Below are 15,666 nucleotides of genomic sequence, written 5' to 3'. Positions count from 1 at the left end.
AGTGCGCCAGCCCCGCAGTGCGCCAGCCCCTTAGTTCGCCAGTTTCACCGCGCCGCTGTCGATCAGGGCCTTCCACTTGGCGTTGTCCGCCTGGATGAACTTCAGCAGGTCTTCCCGCGAGCCGCCGCCGGCCAGCATGCCGGCGTTGTCGACCGCCGCCTTGAACGCGGGCGTGGCGACCGCGGCGCGCAGCGCGGCGTTGATGGGTTCAAGCTGTTCGCTCGTGATGGCATTGCTGGCCGCCACCGAAAACCATTGCGTCGCGGCGTAGCCCTTGAAGCCCGATTCCTCCACCGTGGGCACGTCGGGCAGGCTGTCCAGGCGATAGGGTGTCGTCACGGCGTAAGCCTTCAGTGCGCCGGACTTGATCTGCGGCATGACCGGCGCGGATCCCAGGATGGCCAGCGGAATCTGTCCGCCGGCAACGTCCGCCACCGCCTGACCGCCGCCCTTGTATGGCACATGCACGATGCGGGTGCCGGCGTATTGATTCAGCAATTCGCCCGCGAGGTTCTGCGAGGTGCCGTTGCCCGAGCTGCCATAGCTCCAGGCTTCGGGCTGGCGCCGGGCATCGGCCAGCACGTCCTGCAGGCTGTTCTTGGCGTTGCGGGCGGGGCCGACGATGACCATGGGGCCTTGCGCCATCAGCATCACGGGGGCCAGCTCGCGGCCGATGTCGGGTTGTGGCGTCGGGTAGATGAGCGGGCCCGGCACGGTGATCAGATAGCCGTCGGCGGCCTTGCTGCGCGCAACCAGTTGAAGCGCGATCGCCCCCGAGGCGCCGGGACGGTTTTCCACGATGACATTCAGGCCGGTCTGGCGCGCCAGTTCCTGCGCCGCGATACGGGTCAGCACGTCCGCCGTGCCGCCGGGCACGAAGCCCACCACCCACGTGATCTGTTTGGCAGGCCATTGAGAATTGCTGTCGGCCGCCGTGGCGGCCGCGGCGGGCAGGGCGATGCTCAGGAGCATCGCGCAGCATTGGATAGCGAATTTCATGTTTTCCCCTTGATTTCTGCTATCGGTGATTCGTCTTGCGCTCAGCCGGGATCCCGCTTGCCGGGCGGCGTGTTCGGATGTTCAGCGCACGACTGGTTGAACGCCTGCACCATTTTCAGGATGGGGCCGAGCACCCAGGTATTGAAGATGAGAATGTCGCTTTCCTCCTTCGGGTCCTGAATCAGATTGAACAGATACGGGGATTCCAGTTTTCCCTTGCCCTCGTTGACCTCGGGCTCCCAGTAGAAGTGCAGCTTCCAGTCGCGCCATTTCACGGCGCGCAGGTCGCCCTTGATGTAGAACAGGAATCCCTCGCGCAGCGATTTCGGGCTGGCGCCGGTAAAGAAGTCGGTCTGGTCGATGCCGTCGATGGGCCGGTCCTGCGGAATGCCGGCGCCTCCGATGCGGGACAGCGTGGTGTACAGATCGGTCACGTGGACCATCTCGTTGGACACCTGGCCCGGCTGCACGCGGCCGGGCCAGCGGATGATGAAGGGCACGCGCAGGCTGCCTTCCATGGCGGTATGGTAGGTGCCGCTCCAGGGCCCTGCAGTGCCGCGATAAGGCTTGCGGTATTCAGGGCCGTTGTCGCTGCAGAAGATGAACACGGTGTCATCGCGCAGGTTCAGCGCGTCCACGGCCTGCACGATCTGGCCGACGCGGTGGTCCATTTCGACCATCGAGTCCGCAAAGTCGCCCGCGCCCGTGCGCCCGGCAAAGTCGGGGTGCGGCAGGGTGGGAAAGTGCAGATGCACCAGCGGCAGATACAAGAAAAACGGGCGCGCCGCCTCGGCGTGCTTGCGCATGAAACCGATGGACCGGTCCACCAGTTCGGCGTCGATGCCGCGCCGCGTATCCAGATCGTAGACCTTGACGTTCTCCGACGGCCCGCCGGCTTCGCCTTGCATGATGTGCGGAATGTCCGCCACCGAGGGATCGAAGCCGATCGACGACGTGAACTGGCTTTCGTCGGTGGTGCGAGGGATGCCGTACCACTCGTCAAAGCCGCGGTCGCTGGGATAGCGGCCGGGGATGTCGCCCAGGTGCCATTTGCCGAAATGCGCGGTGGCGTAGCCCTGGCCCGATAGTTGTTGCGCCAGCGTGATCTCGTCGCGCGTAAGCCCTTGCGGCAGGCCGGGCGGCACGGATTGCAGGCAGCCCGTGCGGATGGGGTGACGGCCGCTCATCAGCGCCGAGCGCGTGGGCACGCAGTCGCTTTCCACGTTGAAGTTCTGCAGCAGCAGGCCCTCGGCGGCCAGGCGGTCGATGTTCGGGGTGGGTGCGCCGCGCAGGGCGCCGCCGCCGTAGCACCCAAGTTCGCCCCATCCCAGGTTGTCGGCCACGATCAAGACGATGTTCGGCTTGTGTTCCATTGTGCTCTCGCCTCGGTGAATGCTCGGGTTGATCCCAGGATTCTAGGAGGGCAGGGTGGCCGTTATATTCCCGAAAGTACGTAAATGAATGAACTTTGGTTATGAATCTGTCGCTGCGGGATATCGAGTACTTCCTGGCCGCCGTCGAGTACGGCAACCTGGAACGCGCCGCGGCGTCGTTTGGCGTCAGCCAGCCGGCGCTGTCGAAGTCGCTGCAGCGGCTGGAAGCCGATACGGGTCTTGCGTTGCTGGACCGCAGCGGCCGTGGGCTGCGCCTGACGTCGGCCGGACTGGTGTTTCTGAAACATGCCAAGCGGCTCTGGGCCGAATACCTGGACGCCATGCGTCACGCGGCGGAATTGCGCGTGGGGCAGGCGGGATTGCTGCGCGTCGGGGTGACGGGCGCCACCATCGACAGCGTGGCGATGCCCGCGATGCGGCACCTGCTGCCGCGCCGACCGGCGTTGCGGGTGCAATTGACGCAGGGGTTATCCGATGACCTGAACGAGCAGGTCGCCAGCGGCAAGCTGGACCTGGCCGTGACGCCCATCTATGCGGACGTGCCTTCGACCCTGCACCATGAACCGATCATGGAAGACCGGCTGTGCGTGGCGGCCAGCCGTCATCATCCGCTGGCCGCGCGCCGCAAGCTGGCGTTGCGCGATCTGGCGGACCTGCGGTGGATTCTTCCCAAGCCTTCCTCGATTGCACGCAAGGCCCTGGATTCGCGGTACGCGGAAAGCAACTTGCCATTGCCCGCTGCGGCGCTGGAAGTCGAGCACTTTTCCAAGGGCACGCTGGCGTTGCTGGCGCAGACGGACCTGCTGGCGCTGCTGCCGCAAAGCGCGCTGGAGGCTGAGGCGGACGTCGTCGCGCTGCCGGTGGCGCTGGGCCGGCCGCTGCCGCGCGCCATTGCGCTGATTTCGCGGCAGGGGACCGCCTGGTCGCCGTTGATGCATGAATTCCGGCGCGCCATCCTGGATTGCGCAGCGGGCATGGGCTGAGCTCGGCGGCTGGGGCGCAATGGCGGGTTTCGCCTATGCCACAATGGTCCGCTTTCAATTCATCAGGAGCGGGGCTCATGGCTGGAACGTCATTGCGGGTCGCGGCGGGCGTGGGGCTGATGTCGTTGGCGGCGCTTGCCGCGTGCGGCAAGAAAGAGGCCTATCCGCCCGAGGTCCAGCGCGAAACCTATAGTTCGTGCGTCGCGGGCTTCAAGTCCCGGGTCCAGGCCTCGCCGGAAGTGGACGCGAAGGCCGCCAGTTATTGCAATTGCATGGTCGACGGTTTGCAGAAATCCGTGCCGTACGAAGAATTCAAGCAGCTGGACCAACTGCTGGCGACCAAAAGCGCCACGCCGGACAGCGAAAGGCTGAGCAAGAGCGTGACCGAGGTGGTCAATGCCTGCTTGAAGCGCGAGATGCCCAAGGGCTGATGGCCGCGGCGGCGGGCGGGCTCGGTCCGCCGCGCCCGAGGGATCCTATGGGTTTTCAAGCCGGTGCGACATGTGCTCAGCGAAACACCGACCAGGCCAGTGTCGCGGAAAACACGCCCAGCACGATCGACGCGCCGCGCTGCATTTTTGCCGGATCGATCCACTTCATCCGTTCGCCGCCCAGCGTCGCGCCAAACAGCACCCAGGCCAGGCCGATGGGCACCAGCAGCAGCGCAAAGACGCCCATCGCCGTCAGATACGCGGGCAAGTTCTGGAAAGCCAGTGCGGGAAAGATGGCGCTGGCGAACAGAATGCCCTTCGGGTTGAGCAACGTGGCAACGAACAGCGTGCGCATGCCGATCACTTGCTTGGCCGCGCAAGGCACGGCGCTGGCCGCGCGCCACATGCGCCACGCGAGCCAGGCGATGTACAGGCTGCTGGTGGCCCGGACTACGCCCGGCAACCAGGGCAGCACCTGCGCCGCTTCACCGAGAAAGCGGCCCCACACCGTGATTGAAATCAGATAGCCCGCAAGCTCGGCCAGCGTCAGCGGCGCGGACTGGCGAAAGCCCTGGCGCAGGCCGGCGGCGGCAAGCAGCGTATTGGTCGGGCCCGGCATGGCGAGAATGACTGCGACGCCGGCGATAAACAGGCTGGCGGTCGAGGCTGTGTACATGATTCGGGCGAGGGATGACAGGGAAGGGCCGTCTTGTAGCACGGCCCTGTTACCGAATGCAATTGCCTTTCACGCGTCAGCGCGAGGGTGCGTCGAACCCCGTCACGTCGGCCTGCATCAGCGGACTGGCGAGCATATCCGGCTAGCGTGCGAATTTCATCGACACATCCGTGTGCGTGCCCCGGTCCAGATCGGCGCCCAGCGGCCTGTCCCAGGCGGGCAGGACCTGCAGTTCCTGGCTGACTTCCCCGGCCTCGATGCGCCGCGCAATGTCGTCAAGCAATTGCGTGCGCGTGGCGAACCCCCTGCCTTGCAGGTCCCGGGCAAAGAGCCGGTACCGGAGATTGGGTTCGGCGCCTTTCATCACGCCCAGATCCAGGATTTGGCCTTGTTCGTTGCGCAACAGCAGATGGCCAGGGCGGGCGTAGATGCGGTAGATCCGCCAGGGCGATGAAATCGCGGCGTGGCGCGGATGCCGATCGCGTCCCGATTCGACAGGGCCACGGGACGGGGCCGGCGCTGGGGGAAGGCGCTTAACGCACGCTTTGGCGAATCGGGCGATGGACCTGCCGATCAGGCTCACGTGGCGTCAGCGGTCAACGCGGTGACTTGGCCTGGGCGGGGGATGGGCGGGACGTTCTGGCGATGGTTGATCACGGCTTGCTCCTCATGGCGATACGGCGAGGCAACGCGCGTTTCAAGCACCACGCGGCCAGCATACGCGCTTTTCGCGGCCGTCCCGAGGATTGAGTTGATTGGTTACGCAATAAGCACAAAGCGCGTTGACTTCCCCCGGCCCGGCACCCATAGTGGTCCCGAAGCTTTTCGAGCATCGTGATTTTCGTCCGGTCTTGCACCCTTTGCGGGGCGCCTCATTGTTCGCGATCCTTTCCTTGACAGGCCTCCCTACGCGGCCTGTCCGCATTTAAAGGAAAGCGTCAATGGAAACCGGAATTGTGAAGTGGTTCAACGATGCCAAGGGATTTGGCTTCATCATGCCCGAGAACGGCGGCAAGGATTTGTTTGCGCACTTCTCGCAGATCGTCAGCGACGGACACAAAGTGCTCCTGGAAAACCAGCGGGTCAGCTATGTGACCGCGCAAGGCGCCAAGGGCCCTCACGCGACGCAGATCCGCGCGCTGTGAGTGGCGGGCCGCAAGGCCTGCCGCCGAACATTGGAGGTCCCATGTATCAGAACAATATGGTCTACAAGGGCTATCGGCTTACCGCCAGCGTCTCCCGGGTTTCCGTCGGGAACGCGCATCGGCCAGCGTTCACCGCCACCGTGGCAGTGGAACTGGCGGGTGATCAGGACCGGCTTGGCGAGCCCCATGCCGTGCCGCTTTTCGTTGCCGGCGGGTTTGTTGCCACGCCCGGAATGGCGGTCGACGCCGCAATCACCCACGGTCGTCTGGTGGTCGATTCGCACGCCCGGATTGCTTGATTTGCGCCCAACGCGGCGTCACGCTTCAGCCCTTTAACCCCAGCCGCCGCGCCAGCTTGTGCAGGTTGCTGGGGTCAACATCCAGCGCGCGCGCGGCGACGGCCCAATTGCCGTCGTGGGTGTCCAGCGCCCGGCGGATGACCTGCCGCTGACAGGCGTCCACCGCGTCGCGTAGCGACTGCGCCGGCGCTTGGCGGGCGGGCGCCTCATCCGCATCGTCTTCCAGCGCGCCGGGCATGTCGCCGTCGGACAGGTCCAGCAGCTTGGCGCCCAGCGTGACGATTTCGTTGCGGCTCGCGCCGTGGCTGACCGCCTTGATGGCCGCCCGGCTGATGACGTGTTCAAGTTCGCGCACGTTGCCGGGCCAGCGGTAGCGGCGCATCATTTCCTCGGCCTCCGGCGACAGCCGCAGGCTGCGCAGCCCGAGGCGCGCGCGGTTCAGTTCCAGGTAGCGGCCGGCCAGCAGCAGGATGTCATTGCCGCGATCGCGCAGGGGTGGGATGGGAATCGGATAGACCGACAGCCGGTGGTAGAGGTCGGCGCGGAAATCGCCCGCACGCACCAGGTCGCGCAGGCTGCGGTTGGTGGCCGCCACGATGCGCACGTCCACCGTCCGCGGACGGTCGTCGCCCAGGCGCTGGATCTCGCCGTTCTGCAGGGTGCGCAGCAGCTTGGCCTGCACCAGCAGCGGCAGTTCGCCGACTTCATCCAGGAACAGCGTGCCGCCGTTGGCGGCTTCAAAGCGGCCGGGCCGGTCGGCCACCGCGCCGGAAAACGCGCCCTTTGCGTGGCCGAACAATTCGCTTTCGGCCAGGGACTCGGGCAGCGCGGCGCAGTTCACGTGCACCAGCGGCCGGTCGCGGCGGCGCGACAGCCCGTGCACCCGGCGCGCAAACAATTCCTTGCCCACGCCCGTCTCGCCGAGCAGCAGAATCGGCAATTCCGAATCGGCCACGACTTCGATCTCGTGCAGCAGGCGAGCAATGGACTCGCTCTGGCCCAGGATCTCGCTGGCGGCGGGCGCGGCGCTGTCCGCCGGCGCCTGCCCGCGCGCCACGCGCAGGGCGCGGATCTCGGCTTCCAGGCGGGTGGTGCGCAGCGCGGCTTCGAGCAGCACGATGTAGTCGCGCAGATCGGCCTGCGCCTCCATGTCGAACGTGCCGACCTCCAGCGCGTCCAGCGTCAGCACACCCCAGGTCTTGCCTTCGATGTGCAGGCTGGTGCCCATGCAGTCGTGCACGGGCAGCGGTTCGCCGGCCATGCCGTTGATGAGTCCGTCGTAGGGATCGGGCAGGGTGCTGTCGTGGTGAAAACAGGTGACGCCGCGCCGCGCCAGGATGGCCGCCAGCCGCGGATGCTGCTGCACGGCGAAGCGGCGGCCCAGGGCGTCCTGCGTCAGACCGTCCACCGCGATGGGGCGCAAATGATCTTCTTCGAGCTGCAGCAGCGCGACGGCGCCGCAGCGGAAATGCGTTCGAAGGCTGGAGACCAGGCGCTGTAGACGAATGGCGGGCGGCAGGTCGGCGACCAGGTCGGCAAGCAGGAGATTTTGCATGGGTGAATTCTACCGTTGCAAGGTGAATAGAACCCTACCGCCGAAGGGTGATATCTACCCTTTAAAACGCAGGTGGTTGATAAATCGCAAGTTTTTTCCTGGCACGGATTTCGCAAGTAGAGGAGCACCGTCATGATCTATGGAGAGACGCGATGAGCATGGTTGAGCAATCCCTGGGCCAGTTGGCCCGCAGCATTCCCGGCGCCACGCAGGTGTTTCACGAATTCGAACTGGACTTCTGCTGTGGCGGCAAGAAAAGCCTGGCCGAGGCGGCAGCCCAGCGTTCGCTGGATCCCGCGCAGATCGAGGCGCGCCTGATCGCCCTGGCGCAGAACCCCTCGCAGGAAACGGACTGGGGGCTCGCTTCGCCGGCCGAGCTGGTCGATCACATCCTGGCGCGTTACCACGAGGTCCACCGTCAGCAATTGCCGGAACTCATTCGCCTGGCCTTGAAGGTGGAACAGGTGCACGCCGACAGCCCGGACTGCCCGGCGGGCCTGGCCGATCACCTGCGCGCCATGCAGCAGGAACTGGAAAGCCACATGCAGAAAGAGGAACAGGTGCTGTTCCCGATGCTGGCGCGCGGCCACGGCGCCATGGCCACCATGCCGATCATGGTCATGCGCACGGAACACGACGACCACGGCGTGGCGCTCGAACGCCTGATGGCGCTGACCAACAACGTGACCCTGCCGCGTGCGGCCTGCAATACCTGGCGCGCGCTTTACCTGGGCATTCGCCAGTTCAAGGAAGATCTGATGGCGCACATCCACCTGGAAAACAACATCCTCTTCGAGAACGCAGGAGCGCGCGCGCCGGCCTGACGGCGCGCGGCAAGGAAGGGCGGGGCCTGCCGGCCCCGCGGCATCAGCAGGGAAGGTCCGTATGAACATCGACAAATTCAAGCAGCAGCACGTGGATATCCTTGAAGGCATCGCGTCGCTGCGCAAGCTGGCCCTTGCCGGCGTGGCGCGCAACGCGGCCGAGATCGCCCAGGGCATCGTCGCCATGAGCGCCACCATCAAACTGCATCTGGCGGTCGAGGACCGCGCGCTGTATCCCGCAGTGGCGCGCAGCGCGGACGCCGACCTGGCGCGAAAGGGACGCGAATTCCAGGAAGAGATGGACGCCATCGCCGCCGCCTACGAAGGCTTCGCCAAGCGCTGGAACAATGCGCGCAGCCTGGAACTGGACGAGCGGGGTTTTCGCGACGACGCCAACACCGTGCTGCGCCGGGTGCACGAGCGCATGCAGCGCGAAAACCGCGATCTCTATCCCCGCATCGAGGCGATGTAGCGCCAGACCCGCCAGACGCTTCAGACGCGGCGGCGCGCACGGCGCGCAACCCGCCCCGATCCGGACACAAACGGAATGAAAACCGACAGCTCGGTTGCATGAATCCGCCGGCCGCCGCCTGTACACTCGGAGCACCTTATTAGGCGCCTGGGGATCTTGATGGCCGGAAGCAGCTTTTTCGCGTTGTTCGACGATATCGCCACCATCCTGGATGACGTTTCCGTCATGACGAAGGTGGCCGCCAAGAAGACGGCGGGCGTGCTGGGCGACGACCTGGCGCTCAACGCCCAGCAGGTCAGCGGCGTGCCCGTCAACCGCGAGCTTCCCGTCGTCTGGGCGGTGGCCAAGGGTTCCTTCATCAACAAGCTGATCCTGGTGCCTGCGGCGCTGCTCATCAGCGCCTTCGCACCCTGGGCGATCACGCCGCTCCTGATGTTGGGCGGCGCCTTTCTTTGCTACGAAGGCGTCGAGAAGCTGGCGCACAAGTTCCTGTCGCACGGCGAATCCCCGGAAGGGCATCACGCCGCGCTCTCCGAGGCGCTGCAGAACCGGTCGGTCGACATGGTCGCGTTCGAGAAGACCAAGATCAAAGGCGCGGTGCGCACCGACTTCATCCTGTCGGCGGAAATCATCGTCATCAGCCTGGGCGCGGTGGCGGGCGCCGACTTCACACGGCAGGTCGCGGTGCTGTCCATCATTGCCATTGCGATGACGGTGGGCGTCTACGGCCTGGTCGCGGGCATCGTCAAGCTCGATGACCTGGGCTTGCACCTGAGCCAGAAATCGTCGCGCGCGGTGGCCTGGCTGGGCGAGCGGATCGTGGGCGCGGCGCCTTACCTGATGAAGACCCTGTCCGTGGTCGGCACGGCCGCCATGTTCATGGTCGGCGGCGCCATCCTGACCCACGGCATTCCCCCCGTGCATGCGGCCATCGAACACGCCGCCGCCGCGGTGGGCGGGGGCGGCGTCGTGCACGCGCTGGTGTCCACGTTGCTCAATGCCCTGTTCGGCATCGTCGCCGGCGCGGTCGTGCTGGGCGCGGTGAGTCTGGTCAAGCGCCTTTTCAAGAAAGGCTGATGCGCCAGCCGGTCCCGGCGCGCCACGAAGACCGGCGCGCGGGATCGCTACCTTTGCGGTGCGGCGGCAACCGGCGACCCCATTGCCTGGAACAGCGCCGCCGTTTCCGTCATGCGGCTGTTGGCGTATTCCAGTTCGCGCAGGCGCGCAGCGACGTAATGCTGTTCGGCGGCGTATTCGGTGTAGGGCGCCAGCGCACCCAACTTGACCCGGCTGGCCGTGTTCCGATAGGACTGTTCGGCCGCGCGCCGCGAGGCTTCCGCCGACGCCAGCGCCTGTCCGCCCGCATCCAGGCGCGAGAGCGTATCGGCCACATCACGAAACGCGGTCAGCACGGTCTGCTTGTATTGCAAAACGGCGGCCTCGTACCGTTCTTTCGCGGCGTTGCGTTCGGCCAGCAATTGCCCGCCATGGAAGATCGGCTGCGTCAGCGACGCGCCAATGGCCCAGATCGAACCGCCACCTGACAAGGCGTCGGCCCAAGAGAACCCGCCCTTGCCCATGGACGCCGATAGCGACAGGCTGGGAAACATCTGCGCGGTGGCCAGGCCCACGTCCGCAGCGGCGGCCTCAAGCGCCGCTTCGGCGACCCGGATGTCCGGCCGCGAGGCCAGCAGTTCCGACGGCACCACCACGGGCACCGCCTCGGGCACGGCCAGGGTGTCGAAGGCCAGGTCGGGGGGCGCCTGGTCCGGACTGCGGCCCAGCAGCACGGCCAGCGCGTGACGCGTGGCGTGCCACTGCGCGCGCAGTCCGGGCAAGGACGCCTCCAGCGTGGCGGCGTCCTGGTCGGCGGCCAGCGCGTCGTTCTGCGAGGCAGAGCCGTATTCATAGCGGCGTTGCGTGTCATGCGCCACCTGCCGCAGCAGCACCGCCTGCTTTTCCGTCAGCGCCACGCGTTCTGCCAGCGCGGCCGAGGTGATCGCGCCAGTGACGATGTTGGCCGCGAGCGAGCGCCGGGCGGCTTCAAGCTGATAGGCCTGCTGCGCGACCTGCGCCGCCAGCGAGGTGTTGGCAAAGCGCGCCGCGCCAAAGAGGTCCAGGTTGTAGCTGGCCTGCACCTGTCCCGTGAAGACGTTAAAGAGCGCCGTGGGTTCGGGCAGTTCGGGCATCGTCAGCGCGCGGTTGCGCGTGGCGCTGGCGCCCGCGTCCACCGAAGGCAGCAACGAGGAATTGACCTGCCCGCGCAATTGCTCGCGCGCGCCGGCCAGGTTGCGTTCGGCGGCGGCCAGGTCCGGGCTGTTGGCCAGGCCTTCCTCGACGAGTGCATTCAGCGCCTCGGAGCCGTAGCGCTTCCACCACTGCGGCACGGGGTGCGCGCCGCGCTCGAAGCGTTGCGCCACGCCCTGCGCGGTGGCGCCCGCGGGGGGCGCGGCCTCGACGCCATATTGCGCGGGTTGCGCCATGGCAGGCGGCTTGCTGTCCGGCGCGAAGGCGCAGCCGCCCAGTGCCAGCATCAGCGGCAGCGCCGCAAACCGAACGCGTTGAAAAGTGAAGGGGATGCGCATGGTCAGGCTCCTCGTTCCACCGTGTCGCCCGCGTTGGCGCCGGGCGGCACGCCTTCCGGCTCGTCGCGTTCGTCGTGCTTCACGCGGAACCACGCCGCATACAGGGCGGGCAGGAAGAACAGCGTCAGCACCGTGGCGATGGTGATGCCGCCCATCAGGGCTGTCGCCATCGGGCCGAAGAAGTTGCTGCGCAGCAGCGGGATCAGCGCCAGCACGGCGGCGGCAGCGGTCAGCGTAATCGGCCGGAAACGCCGCACCGTGGCGCCGACAATGGCGTCCACGCGCTTGTGGCCCGCGCGGATGTCCTGCTCGATCTGGTCCACCAGGATGACCGAGTTGCGCATGATGATGCCGAACATGGCGATCACGCCCAGCATCGCGACAAAGCCGAAAGGCTTGCCAAACAGCAGCAGGGCGGCCACGACGCCGATCAGTCCCAGCGGCGCGGTCAGCACCACCATCAGCACCCGGGAAAAGCTTTGCAACTGCACCATCAGCAGCGTCAGCACGGCCACCGCCATCAGGGGCATCTGCGCGTTGATGGACGTCTGGCCCTTCGCGCTTTCCTCCACGGGCCCGCCGACTTCGATGCGAAAGCCCACGGGCAGCTCGGCACGCAGGGCGTCCAGCTTCCTGTCGATGGCGTGCGTGACGTCAATGCCTTGCGCATCGCCCGTCACGTCGGCCTGGACAGTGATCGTGGGCTGGCGGTCGCGCTCCCAGATGACGCCGTACTCGAGGTCGTAGCGGACCTGGCCGATAGTGCCCAGCGGCACGGGGCCGTTTGCCGTGGGCATGGACAGCGTGGCAAGGCGGGCCGGGTCGACCCGTTCTTCGCGCGGGGCGCGCAGGGTGACGTTGATGAGCTTGTCGCGCTCGCGGTACTGCGTCACGGTGTAGCCCGAGAGCGTCATCGCCAGGAAGCTGGAGATGTCGCTGGAAGTGATGCCCAGTTCACGGGCCTTCTGCTGGTTGACCTCGAAGCGCACCGATCTTTCCGAAGGCTCGTCCCAGTCGAACTGCACGTTGGCCGAGCGCTTGTCGGCCCGCACCTCGGCCGCCACCTTTTCGGCCACCGCCCGCACCTCGGGGATCTTGTCGCCACTGACGCGGAACTGCACCTGGTAGCCGACCGGCGGCCCGTTCTCAAGGCGCGACAGGCGGCTGCGGATGGCGGGGAAGTCGCTGCGCAGCATCGGCGCCATCCACTGCGCGAGCTTTTCGCGGTCTTCCACCGAATGCGTGGTGATGACGAGCTGGGCGAAGTTGGGCGTGGCAAGCTGCTGGTCCAGCGGCAGGTAGAAGCGCGGCGCGCCGGTGCCCACGAAGCTGACCGAATGCGCGATCTCGGGCCGGCCCTCCAGCGCTTTTTCCAGACGCTCGACCTGGCGCAGCGTCGCGGCAAAGGACGCGCCTTCCTGCAGACGCACGTCCACCAGCAATTCGCTGCGGTCGGAGCTGGGAAAGAACTGCTGCGGCACGAACCTGAAACCCGCCATCGCCACGGCAAACACCAGCACGGTGCCGGCCAGCACCAGATAACGCCGGTCCACGCACCACGCCACCCAGCCGCGCAGGCGCTGGTAGAAGCGGGTGTTGTAGATGTCGTGCTCGTGGTCGTGCGGCAGATGCGCTTCGCGCTTGCGCTCGGGCAGGAGGCGGTAGCCCAGCAGCGGAATCAGCACCACGGCCGCGAACCACGAGGTGATGAGCGCAATGGCCGACACCTGGAAGATCGAGCGCGTGTATTCGCCGGTGCTGGACTTGGCCAGCGCGATGGGCAGAAATCCCGCCACGGTGACCAGGGTGCCGGTCAGCATGGGAAAAGCGGTGCTGGTGTAGGCGAACGCGGCGGCGCGTGTCCGGTTCCAGCCCTGTTCAAGCTTCACCGCCATCATCTCGACCGCGATGATGGCGTCGTCCACCAAAAGGCCCAGCGCCAGCACCAGCGTGCCCAGCGACACCTTGTGCAGGCCGATGCCGAACATCTCCATGAACAGCGCCGTGATGGCCAGCACCACAGGGATGGAGATCACCACCACCATGCCCGTGCGCAACCCCAGGGACACCAGGCTTACCGCCAGCACGATCGCCACGGCTTCGGCCACGGAACGCAGGAATTCGTCGACGGACTCCGACACCGCCGTCGGCATGCTGGACACTTCCGTCAGCGCGAGCCCCGCGGGCAGTTCCGCCTGCAGTTCCTTGAATTTGGCGTCCAGCGATTTGCCCAGGCGCACCACGTCGTGGCCCGGCTGCATGGTGATTCCGATGCCCAGCACGGTTTCGCCCTGGAACCGCACCTGCTGCGCCGGGGGATCGTCATAGCCGCGGTGCAGGGTGGCGATGTCGCCCAGCCGGACGGACTTGCCGTTCACGCGGATCAGGGTGTCCGCCAGGGCGCGGCTGTTCGGGAACTGGCCGGTGGGCCGCACGAAGATGCGGTCGTCCGCCGTGGTCAGCGTGCCCGCGCCCTGCACGGCGTTCTGGCTGTTGATTGCCTCGGCGATCTCCTGCGGCGACACGCCCAGCCGGGTGAGCTGCGTGTTCGGGATCTCGAGGTAGATGTGTTCGGGCTGATCCCCGAAATAGTCCACCTTGGCCACGCCCGGCACGCGCAAAAGCACGGTGCGCAGCTTGTCGGCATAGTCGCGCAACTGCGCGGGCGAGAAGCCGTCGCCTTGCAGCGTGTAGATGTTGGTGTAGACGTCGCCGAACTCGTCATTGAAGAACGGACCCTGCACGCCTTGCGGCAGCGTGGCCCGCATGTCGCTCACCTTCTTGCGCACCTGATACCACTGGTCGGCCACGGTGCTGGCCGGCGCCGAATCCTTCATCGTGTAGAAGATCAGGGATTCGCCGGGCCGCGAGTAGCTGCGCAGGAAGTCGGTGTTGGCGGTCTCCTGGAGTTTCTTGGCGATGCGGTCGGTGACTTGCTCCTGGACCTGCTGCGCCGTGGCGCCCGGCCACAGGGTCTGGATGACCATGACGCGGAAGGTGAAGGGCGGGTCTTCGGACTGCGCCAGCCGCGAGTACGACAGCACGCCGAACAGCGTGACGAGCGTGATGATGAAGATCACCAGCGGCTGATGCCGCAGCGCCCAGGCCGACAGGTTGAACCGGCCTTCCTCGTGGCGATGGGCGTCTTGGTCAGCCTGCTGGCCGGGGTCCTGGCCGGGGGCGCTCATGACGCGAAATCCTCGGGATGCAGCGGCGGCACCGGGCGCACCTTTTCGCCGGCCGACACGGTGTGCACGCCTTGCCACACCACGCGCTCGCCCGCCGCCAACCCTTGCGACAGCGTGACGGTGCGCGCGTCGTAGCGCAGCACCTGCACGCGGCGCAGTTCCAGCGTGTCGGCCTCGGGCTTGACGATCCACACCGCCGGCTCGCGGCCGTCATGGAACAGGGCCGTGGCCGGCACGGTATAGGTGGTCCGTCCGTTGGCCTGGCGGTTATCGAAACTGATATTGGCCGTCATGCCCAGCCGGACCTCGGGCGAGGGCGATTCCAATGTGAGCTTGGCGCGGTAGGTGCGGCTTTGCGGATCGGCGGCCGGCGCGATCTCGCGCAGCACGGCCGTGAACGTCTGGCCGGGCAAGGGCCCCAGCGTGACGGTGGCGCGCTGGCCGATTTCCAGCCCCGCCAGCACGCTTTCGGGCACGTCGCACAGCGCGTCGATGTCGCCCGCCCAGGCCAACTGATAGACGGGGGTACCGGCGGCGACGTTCTGTCCCGTGTCCGCCTGTTCGGCGGTGATGACGCCCGCGTGATCGGCGTGCAGCGTCGTGTAGTTGAGCTGGTCGGCCGCCAGCGCCGCCTCCTGCGCGGCCTGGTCCCGCTGCGCAAGGGCCGAGGCGTAGGCATTACGGGTCTGCTCGAGCTGGGTGGCGGCGATCAGGTTCTCGCGCGCCTGGGCGCGATCGCGATCCAGTTGCTTGCGGGCGTAGTCCAGCTGGTGCTGGGCCGCCGACAGCGCCGCGCGCGCGGCGGCGGCGTTCTTGGTGGCGTCGGCCGGGTCCAGCTTGGCCAGGACCTGGCCGGGGGACACGGTGTCGCCCAACCGCACCTTGCGTTCCACGATCTTGCCGCCCACGCGGAACGACAGCGGCGTGCTGTAGCGCGCCTGCACCTCACCGGGAAGCGTCCAGGCCGGCAGGGCTTCGTCCGCCTGCGCGGGCATGGCGACGACGGGGCGCGGCGCGGGGGCGGGCGCTTCGTCACGGCCGCAGCCGGCCACGGCGGCGGCCATTGCGATGACAGCGGACAGGGCCAACAGGCGCGTCCGGCGGCGGGGCGAAAC

Annotated in this window: 15 protein-coding genes; 7 read left to right on the top strand and 8 right to left on the bottom strand. The window is 66.9% G+C overall.

Going from position 1 to position 15,666, the window contains the following annotated elements; genetic code table 11:
- Window positions 1-30: 30 nt before the first annotated feature.
- Entirely contained in the window at window positions 31-999 is a 969-nt protein-coding gene (locus KVT32_RS04580) for a tripartite tricarboxylate transporter substrate binding protein (protein ID WP_063955328.1), read from the bottom strand.
- Window positions 1,000-1,040: 41 nt separating this feature from the next.
- Entirely contained in the window at window positions 1,041-2,372 is a 1,332-nt protein-coding gene (locus KVT32_RS04575; protein WP_152383647.1) for an arylsulfatase, read from the bottom strand.
- A 101-nt stretch (window positions 2,373-2,473) separates the two neighbouring features.
- On the opposite strand from KVT32_RS04575, the gene KVT32_RS04570 reads away from it, so the two are divergent.
- Window positions 2,474-3,376: a LysR family transcriptional regulator gene (locus KVT32_RS04570; RefSeq protein WP_217617751.1), complete on the top strand. Its 903-nt coding sequence runs from the start codon at window positions 2,474-2,476 to the stop codon at window positions 3,374-3,376.
- Window positions 3,377-3,453: 77 nt separating this feature from the next.
- Window positions 3,454-3,807: a hypothetical protein gene (locus tag KVT32_RS04565; protein ID WP_226848373.1), complete on the top strand. Its 354-nt coding sequence runs from the start codon at window positions 3,454-3,456 to the stop codon at window positions 3,805-3,807.
- 76 nt (window positions 3,808-3,883) lie between these two features.
- On the opposite strand, the gene KVT32_RS04560 is transcribed toward KVT32_RS04565, so the two are convergent.
- Entirely contained in the window at window positions 3,884-4,483 is a 600-nt protein-coding gene (locus KVT32_RS04560; protein WP_152383648.1) for a LysE family translocator, read from the bottom strand.
- A 142-nt stretch (window positions 4,484-4,625) separates the two neighbouring features.
- Window positions 4,626-5,066, bottom strand: a complete 441-nt coding sequence (locus tag KVT32_RS04555) for a hypothetical protein (RefSeq protein WP_152383649.1) — start codon at window positions 5,064-5,066, stop codon at window positions 4,626-4,628.
- A gap of 358 nt (window positions 5,067-5,424) precedes the next feature.
- Here KVT32_RS04555 and KVT32_RS04550 point away from each other — a divergent pair, with 358 nt between their 5' ends.
- Entirely contained in the window at window positions 5,425-5,628 is a 204-nt protein-coding gene (locus KVT32_RS04550) for a cold-shock protein (RefSeq protein WP_108005367.1), read from the top strand.
- A 41-nt stretch (window positions 5,629-5,669) separates the two neighbouring features.
- Complete coding sequence (locus tag KVT32_RS04545; RefSeq protein ID WP_056321647.1) at window positions 5,670-5,927, top strand: hypothetical protein; 258 nt, start codon at window positions 5,670-5,672, stop codon at window positions 5,925-5,927.
- A 25-nt stretch (window positions 5,928-5,952) separates the two neighbouring features.
- Here KVT32_RS04545 and norR read toward each other — a convergent pair whose 3' ends face one another.
- The gene (gene norR / locus KVT32_RS04540) at window positions 5,953-7,482 is read right to left on the bottom strand and encodes a nitric oxide reductase transcriptional regulator NorR (RefSeq protein ID WP_152383650.1); all 1,530 of its coding nucleotides are present in this window, start codon (window positions 7,480-7,482) and stop codon (window positions 5,953-5,955) included.
- A gap of 152 nt (window positions 7,483-7,634) precedes the next feature.
- On the opposite strand from norR, the gene ytfE reads away from it, so the two are divergent.
- The 3 genes from ytfE to KVT32_RS04525 all read left to right on the top strand — a co-directional run bounded on the left by ytfE (window position 7,635) and on the right by KVT32_RS04525 (window position 9,855).
- Window positions 7,635-8,306 carry an iron-sulfur cluster repair protein YtfE gene (gene ytfE, locus KVT32_RS04535; protein WP_152383651.1) on the top strand — a complete coding sequence of 224 codons (672 nt, stop codon included), beginning with the start codon at window positions 7,635-7,637 and terminating at the stop codon, window positions 8,304-8,306.
- A 61-nt stretch (window positions 8,307-8,367) separates the two neighbouring features.
- Window positions 8,368-8,778 carry a hemerythrin domain-containing protein gene (locus KVT32_RS04530; protein WP_128827625.1) on the top strand — a complete coding sequence of 137 codons (411 nt, stop codon included), beginning with the start codon at window positions 8,368-8,370 and terminating at the stop codon, window positions 8,776-8,778.
- A 159-nt stretch (window positions 8,779-8,937) separates the two neighbouring features.
- Window positions 8,938-9,855 carry a DUF808 domain-containing protein gene (locus KVT32_RS04525; RefSeq protein ID WP_152383652.1) on the top strand — a complete coding sequence of 306 codons (918 nt, stop codon included), beginning with the start codon at window positions 8,938-8,940 and terminating at the stop codon, window positions 9,853-9,855.
- A gap of 47 nt (window positions 9,856-9,902) precedes the next feature.
- Here KVT32_RS04525 and KVT32_RS04520 read toward each other — a convergent pair whose 3' ends face one another.
- From KVT32_RS04520 to KVT32_RS04510, 3 genes are read right to left on the bottom strand one after another with little or no spacing between them, the layout of a single operon-like run.
- The gene (locus KVT32_RS04520) at window positions 9,903-11,363 is read right to left on the bottom strand and encodes an efflux transporter outer membrane subunit (protein WP_152383653.1); all 1,461 of its coding nucleotides are present in this window, start codon (window positions 11,361-11,363) and stop codon (window positions 9,903-9,905) included.
- Window positions 11,364-11,365: 2 nt separating this feature from the next.
- Window positions 11,366-14,551 (bottom strand): efflux RND transporter permease subunit, encoded by a 3,186-nt coding sequence (locus KVT32_RS04515; protein WP_152383654.1) that lies wholly within the window; start codon window positions 14,549-14,551, stop codon window positions 11,366-11,368.
- On the bottom strand, window positions 14,548-15,639 hold the full coding sequence (locus tag KVT32_RS04510) for an efflux RND transporter periplasmic adaptor subunit (RefSeq protein WP_371825565.1): 1,092 nt from the start codon (window positions 15,637-15,639) through the stop codon (window positions 14,548-14,550). The genes KVT32_RS04515 and KVT32_RS04510 overlap by 4 nt, the downstream gene beginning before the upstream one ends.
- Window positions 15,640-15,666: the final 27 nt, after the last annotated feature.

This window comes from Achromobacter sp. GbtcB20 (genome assembly GCF_019091095.1).
Lineage (GTDB): Bacteria > Pseudomonadota > Gammaproteobacteria > Burkholderiales > Burkholderiaceae_B > Achromobacter > Achromobacter mucicolens.
This window is presented reverse-complemented; position numbering and strand designations above follow the sequence as displayed.

What these genes read in the sequence shown, in the direction of transcription:
- KVT32_RS04525 (WP_152383652.1), top strand. Translation starts at nt 8,938, where the DNA reads ATGGCCGGAAGCAGCTTTTTCGCGTTGTTCGACGATATCGCCACCATC.
- norR (WP_152383650.1), bottom strand. Translation starts at nt 7,482, where the DNA reads ATGCAAAATCTCCTGCTTGCCGACCTGGTCGCCGACCTGCCGCCCGCC.
- KVT32_RS04565 (WP_226848373.1), top strand. Translation starts at nt 3,454, where the DNA reads ATGGCTGGAACGTCATTGCGGGTCGCGGCGGGCGTGGGGCTGATGTCG.
- KVT32_RS04530 (WP_128827625.1), top strand. Translation starts at nt 8,368, where the DNA reads ATGAACATCGACAAATTCAAGCAGCAGCACGTGGATATCCTTGAAGGC.
- KVT32_RS04580 (WP_063955328.1), bottom strand. Translation starts at nt 999, where the DNA reads ATGAAATTCGCTATCCAATGCTGCGCGATGCTCCTGAGCATCGCCCTG.
- KVT32_RS04545 (WP_056321647.1), top strand. Translation starts at nt 5,670, where the DNA reads ATGTATCAGAACAATATGGTCTACAAGGGCTATCGGCTTACCGCCAGC.
- ytfE (WP_152383651.1), top strand. Translation starts at nt 7,635, where the DNA reads ATGAGCATGGTTGAGCAATCCCTGGGCCAGTTGGCCCGCAGCATTCCC.
- KVT32_RS04570 (WP_217617751.1), top strand. Translation starts at nt 2,474, where the DNA reads ATGAATCTGTCGCTGCGGGATATCGAGTACTTCCTGGCCGCCGTCGAG.
- KVT32_RS04575 (WP_152383647.1), bottom strand. Translation starts at nt 2,372, where the DNA reads ATGGAACACAAGCCGAACATCGTCTTGATCGTGGCCGACAACCTGGGA.
- KVT32_RS04520 (WP_152383653.1), bottom strand. Translation starts at nt 11,363, where the DNA reads ATGCGCATCCCCTTCACTTTTCAACGCGTTCGGTTTGCGGCGCTGCCG.
- KVT32_RS04515 (WP_152383654.1), bottom strand. Translation starts at nt 14,551, where the DNA reads ATGAGCGCCCCCGGCCAGGACCCCGGCCAGCAGGCTGACCAAGACGCC.
- KVT32_RS04550 (WP_108005367.1), top strand. Translation starts at nt 5,425, where the DNA reads ATGGAAACCGGAATTGTGAAGTGGTTCAACGATGCCAAGGGATTTGGC.
- KVT32_RS04560 (WP_152383648.1), bottom strand. Translation starts at nt 4,483, where the DNA reads ATGTACACAGCCTCGACCGCCAGCCTGTTTATCGCCGGCGTCGCAGTC.